Here is a 5,294-nt window from a genome sequence, read left to right as displayed (position 1 = left end):
AGGCGTTCAACGTCCTCGACTCGCGCGGCGCGGTCTCGACCGCCGACCGGGCCGCCGAGTTCGCCCGGATGCGCCGCCTCGCCGGCGACGTCGCCCGGCTCTGGGTGGGCCGGCGCGAGGAGCTGGGCCATCCGCTGGGCGTGGTCACCCCGCGACCCCCGGCCGCCGCGTTCGAGGCGGCGCCGCAGGACGCCGCGCCGCGCACGCTGGTCTTCGAGATCGGCACCGAGGAGATGCCGCCCGCCGAGGCCCGCGCCGCCCGCGCCCAGGTGCTGCGCGAGCTGACCGAGCGGCTCGCCGGCACCCGGCTCGCGCACGGCGACGTCCGGGTGCACGCCACCCCGCGGCGCCTGATCGCCGTCGTCGGCGAGGTCGCCGCCCGCGAGGACGACCACGTCCGTACGGTGAAGGGGCCGAAGGCCACCGCCCCGCAGCAGGCCGTCGCGGGCTTCGCGCGCTCGCAGGGCGTGGCGGTGGAGTCGCTGCGGACCGCCGACCTGGGCGGCGTACCGCATCTGGTGGTGGAACGGCACGAGGCGGGACGCGCGGCACCGGCCGTGCTCGGCGAGGTGCTCGCGAAGGTCGCCGGCGGCCTGCGCTCGGCGCGGAACATGCGCTGGAACGACCCGAGCCTGGCCTTCACCCGGCCGATCCGCTGGCTCGTCGCCCTCTGGGGCGACGAGATCGTGCCGGTGGCCGTGTCGGCGCTGCTCGCCGGCCGGGAGACCCGGGTGCTGCGCCCGGCCGAGCGGCCACAGGTCAGCGTGGCGTCCGCCGAGACGTTCATGGAGACGCTGGCGATCAACGGGGTCGTCGCCGACGCGGAAGACCGGCGCGAGCTGATCGTGACCGGCGCGCAGGACCTGGTCTGGGACACCGGCCGGATCGACGTCGCGGGCGAGAGCGCGCTGATCGACCAGATCACCTACCTGGTGGAGCAGCCGACGCCGCTGCTCGGCACCTTCGACGAGCGCTACCTCGAGCTGCCCGCGGCCGTGCTGACCACGGTGATGCGCAAGCACCAGCGCTACCTGCCGGTTCGCGACGCGGACGGCGCGCTGCTGCCGATGTTCGTCACGGTCGCGAACGGCCAGGTCGACGTCGAGCTGGTCCGGGCCGGCAACGAGGCGGTGCTGCGGGCCCGCTACGAGGACGCGGCGTTCTTCTACCGCGCCGACCGGCAGACACCGCCGGCGGCGATGCGCGAGCGGCTGCGGCGGCTCACCTTCACCGACAAGCTCGGCTCGATGGCCGACCGCGCGGACCGGATCGCCGCGCTCGCCACCACCCTGGCCGGCGAGCCGTCGCCGACCCTGCGCCGGGCCGCCGAGCTGGTGAAGTTCGACCTCGGCTCCCAGCTGGTCACCGAGATGACCAGCCTGGCCGGCGTGATGGCCCGCGACTACGCGCTCAACGCCGGCGAGACCCCGGCCGTCGCCCGGGCCGTCTACGAGGCCGAGCTGCCCCGCCACGCCGGCGACGACCTGCCCGCGGGGGTGCCGGGCGCGCTGCTGTCGCTCGCCGACCGGCTCGACCTGGTGGCCGGCCTGGCCGCGACGGTCGGCCTGCCGACCGGCAGCAGCGACCCCTTCGCCGTACGCCGGGCCGTGCTCGGCCTGCTCGCCGTGCACCGGGCACACCCGGACCTGTCCGGCATCAGCCTCACCGAGTCCCTGGCCGCCGCGGCGGCGCTGCAGCCGGTCGAGGTCCCGGCGGGGGTGCTGGCCGACGCGGGCGCCTTCCTGGCCGGGCGCCTGGAGCAGGTGCTGGTCGAGGAGGGCCACCAGGTCGACCGGGTCCGCGCGGTGCTGCCGCACGCCGGCCGCCCGTCGTTCGCCGACCTGCTCCTGGCCCAGCTGGGCCGGCTCATCGCGGACCCGGAGTTCCTGGCGCTGGCCGAGGCGATCCAGCGCGCCCGCCGCATCGTCCCGGACGGCACCGCGGCGGCCTACGACCCGGCGGCGCTGCGGGAGCCGGCCGAACTCACCCTGCACGAGGCGGTCCTGGCCGCCCGCGCGGAGCTGGAGCCCGCGACCGACCTGACCCGCTTCACCGCGGCGGCGGCCCGGATCACCGGGCCGGTGAACGCCTTCTTCGACGACGTGTTCGTGATGGCGGACGACCCGGCGGTGCGCGCCGCCCGGCTCGGCCTGCTGGCATGCGTGCGCGACCTGGGCGCGGACCTGCTGGACTGGCCCCAGCTGCGACTCTGAGGCGGACCCGGTGCGCGGGGGCGGGACCTCGGGCTAGGCGGCGTCGCGCGGCAGGCGTTCGGGCAGGGTCAGGGTGACCCGGTCGAGGCGCTCGCCGTCCGGGGCGAACTGGGCGTGCAGCGCGAAGCCGGCCAGCACCCACCGGTCCCACGGGCCGTAGTCGCCCAGGAAGCGGTCGCGGTAGGGCGCGCCCTGCTCGTCGGGCCGGCCCAGCATCGCCCACAGGTGCGGCCGGCGGGGGACGCTGCCGGCGCCGCCGGGTATCTCGCCGGAGTAGGACGTGAAGCCGTCGTCGCCGTGGAAGTGCAGGAAGACCGTCGTGATCACGCCGTGGGTGTCGGCGGCGATCTCCACGCCGGCGGCGCGGGCCAGGTAGGAGCGGGACAGCCCCGAGCCGACCGCGGCACCGGAGCGCGGGATGAGGCCGTACTCCCGGCAGATCTGCTGGACTCGCGCCTCGAGCACGGTCCGGCCGAGCAGCGCCGTCAGGTCGGTCCGCCGGGCCGGGCGGGGCTCGCGGGTGGACGCGGGCGCGGGTTCGGCGAAGTCCCTGGCGGGTGGGGTCGGCGCGGGCGAGTCCGGCGCCCCGGCCGGGCTCCCGTGGGAGCGGCGGAACGGCAGCGTGCCGAAGAGCGGCTCGTTGGAGCCGCCGGCACCCGGGCCGCGCTTGGGCCCGTACCGGTCGTCCGGCCGGGACGGGCGGGTCACCCCGTCCGCGGCCTGCCGGCACTGATCGGCGCGACGCTCGAGAGATCCCATGGTGACTCCACAAAGGCCTTTCACTGTGAGCGTTCGGACCACCACCCTAGGCCCACCCTCGATCGACCTCAAGGGATGAATGGGCAGTGGACCCTTCCGTCCGGGCGACCTCGGAAGGCGTCGGGCCCCCGCTGCGGACAGTCATTCCCCGCGTGCCGTTCCGTTACACCCAACGCCGAATTCGATCAGCGGCGTTCGCCTGGCCGCCACGGCGACTTCGCCTCGGCGTCGAAGTGATCGCCTGGACTCGGCCGGGGAGTTCCGGCGACGGTCGCCGGCGGAACCACAAGGAGGAACCGTGGCAGATCGCCGACAGGTGCTGCGCTTCGGCGCGCTGGCCGCCGGCGTCCCGGCCGTGCTCGGGGCCGCGGCGCCCGCGCTCGCCGTCGCACCGCTCGACCACCACGGCGGTGGCGACCCGCGTCATCCGCTGGTCATCGGGCACCGGGGCGCCTGCGGCTACCGGCCCGAGCACACCCTCGCCTCGTACGAGCTGGCCGCCCGGCTGGGTGCCGACTTCATCGAGCCGGACCTGGTCGCCACGAAGGACCACGTCCTGGTGGCCCGGCACGAGCCGGAGATCGGCGGCACCACCGACGTCGCCTCGCGGCCCGAGTTCGCGTCGCGCAAGCGCACCGTCGTGCTCGACGGCGTGACGGTGACCGGCTGGTTCACCCACGACTTCACCCTGGCCGAGCTCAAGACGCTGCGGGCGACCGAGCGCATCCCGCAGGTGCGGCAGCACAACACCCTCTACAACGGGCTCTTCCAGGTGCCGACCCTCCAGGAGGTCCTCGACCTGCGCAGGCGGCTGTCCAGGGAGCTGGACCGCGAGATCGGCGTCTACCCGGAGACCAAGCACCCGACCTACTTCCGCCGGCTCGGCCTGGAGCTGGAGACGCCGCTGGTGCGGGCCCTGCGCCGGGCCGGCCTGGATGCCGCGGACGCGCCCGTGTTGGTGCAGTCCTTCGAGGCGGGGAACCTGAGGAGCCTGCGCGACGACCACCGGCTGCGCGCGCCGCTGGTGTTCCTGACCGCGGCGGCGGGCGGCCCGTTCGAGGACCCGACGAGCTACGCCGAGTACCTGACCCCGGCCGGCCTGGCGCGGCTGTCGCGCTACGCCGACGGCATCGGGCCCGACAAGAGCCAGGTCATCCCCCGCACGGCCGACGGCACCCTGGGCACGCCGACCAGCCTGGTCGGCGACGCGCACGCGGCCGGGCTCAAGGTCATGCCGTACACGTTCCGGGCGGAGAACCAGTTCCTGCCTGCCGACTACCGCGTCGGCACCGACCCGAACGCGTACGGCCGGGCCATCGACGAGCAGGTCGTGTTCCTGCGTACCGGGCTGGACGGGCTGTTCACGGACCAGGCCGACATCGGCGCGCTCGCCCGCGGCATGGCCTTCGCGAGGGCGTAGGCCTCAGCCCAGGCGGCGGGCCAGCTCGGTCCGGGAGCGCACGCCGAGCCGGGCGAAGACGTTGCGCAGGTGGTGGTCGATCGTCCGCGGGCTGAGGAACAGCTGCTCGGCCACCTCCCGGTTGGTGGCGCCCTCGGCGACCAGGCGGGCGATCCGCTCCTGCTGGGCGGTCAGCCCCCGGGACGCGGCCACCGGCCGGGGCGGCACGGGCGCCCCGGCGGCGCGCAGCTCGACGTCGGCCTGCGCCGCCCACGGCCCGGCGTCCAGCAGCCGGAACGTCTCCTCGGCCCGGCGCAGGTGCTCGCGGGCCGCGCCGGGCCGGCGCCGACGGCGCAGGTCGCGGCCGAAGAGCAGCTCGGTGTGCGCCCGGGCGAAGTCGGCGTCGCCGCGCCGGTGCTCGCGCAGCGCCTCCTCGAAGTGCTCCTCCGCGACGTCCGGATCCGCCGCGCGCAGCGCCCGGCAGCGTGCGCGCAGCGCCAGCCAGCTGGGCTGGCCGGTGCCGGCGGCCCAGCGGTCGAACGGCTCGAAGACGCCGTCGAGCAGCGCCGTCCGCGCCGCCGGCGGGGTGTGCGGCGGCGGGTCGCAGCGCCAGTACGCCTCGATCAGGTGCGGGGTGGCGGCGACCTGCACGATCAGGTTGCCGCGGCCCGCGGACCCGACGAAGATCGCGTCCAGCCGGTGCAGGGCGGCCCGCGGCCTCCCCTCGACCAGGTCGAGCAGCGCCAGGGCCCATTCGCAGAAGGCGCGGGCCTGCCCCGGCCCCCGGGCGCTGTCGTGGACGCCGGCGGCGCGGATCCGCAGCTCACAGGTGTCCCGGTCGCCGACCAGGGCCGCCAGCACGGCGAGGATGCCGAGGTGGCTCTGCGCCAGGCCGGGCTGCCCGGTGGCGCCGGCAAGCGCGG

4 protein-coding genes are annotated in these 5,294 nt (G+C 76.1%); 2 read left to right on the top strand and 2 right to left on the bottom strand.

The window, feature by feature from the left end; genetic code table 11:
* Positions 1–2,213, top strand: a 2,213-nt coding sequence (gene glyS, locus AB0F10_RS43975; RefSeq protein WP_360640200.1) for a glycine--tRNA ligase subunit beta, incomplete at its 5' end; no start/stop codon positions are given.
* 33 nt (positions 2,214–2,246) lie between these two features.
* Here the strand turns inward: glyS and AB0F10_RS43970 are convergent.
* Positions 2,247–2,972 (bottom strand): hypothetical protein, encoded by a 726-nt coding sequence (locus tag AB0F10_RS43970; protein ID WP_360640197.1) that lies wholly within the window; start codon positions 2,970–2,972, stop codon positions 2,247–2,249.
* Positions 2,973–3,270: 298 nt separating this feature from the next.
* On the opposite strand from AB0F10_RS43970, the gene AB0F10_RS43965 reads away from it, so the two are divergent.
* Complete coding sequence (locus AB0F10_RS43965) at positions 3,271–4,392, top strand: glycerophosphodiester phosphodiesterase (RefSeq protein ID WP_360640194.1); 1,122 nt, start codon at positions 3,271–3,273, stop codon at positions 4,390–4,392.
* A gap of 3 nt (positions 4,393–4,395) precedes the next feature.
* Here AB0F10_RS43965 and AB0F10_RS43960 read toward each other — a convergent pair.
* The coding region (locus AB0F10_RS43960) for a helix-turn-helix transcriptional regulator (RefSeq protein ID WP_360640191.1) at positions 4,396–5,294 on the bottom strand (899 nt) is incomplete at its 5' end.

It is taken from the genome of Actinoplanes sp. NPDC026623 (genome assembly GCF_040638275.1).
In the GTDB taxonomy this organism is placed as follows: domain Bacteria; phylum Actinomycetota; class Actinomycetes; order Mycobacteriales; family Micromonosporaceae; genus Actinoplanes.
Note: the sequence above shows the minus strand (reverse complement) of the source record. Positions and strands in the feature narration are given on the sequence as shown.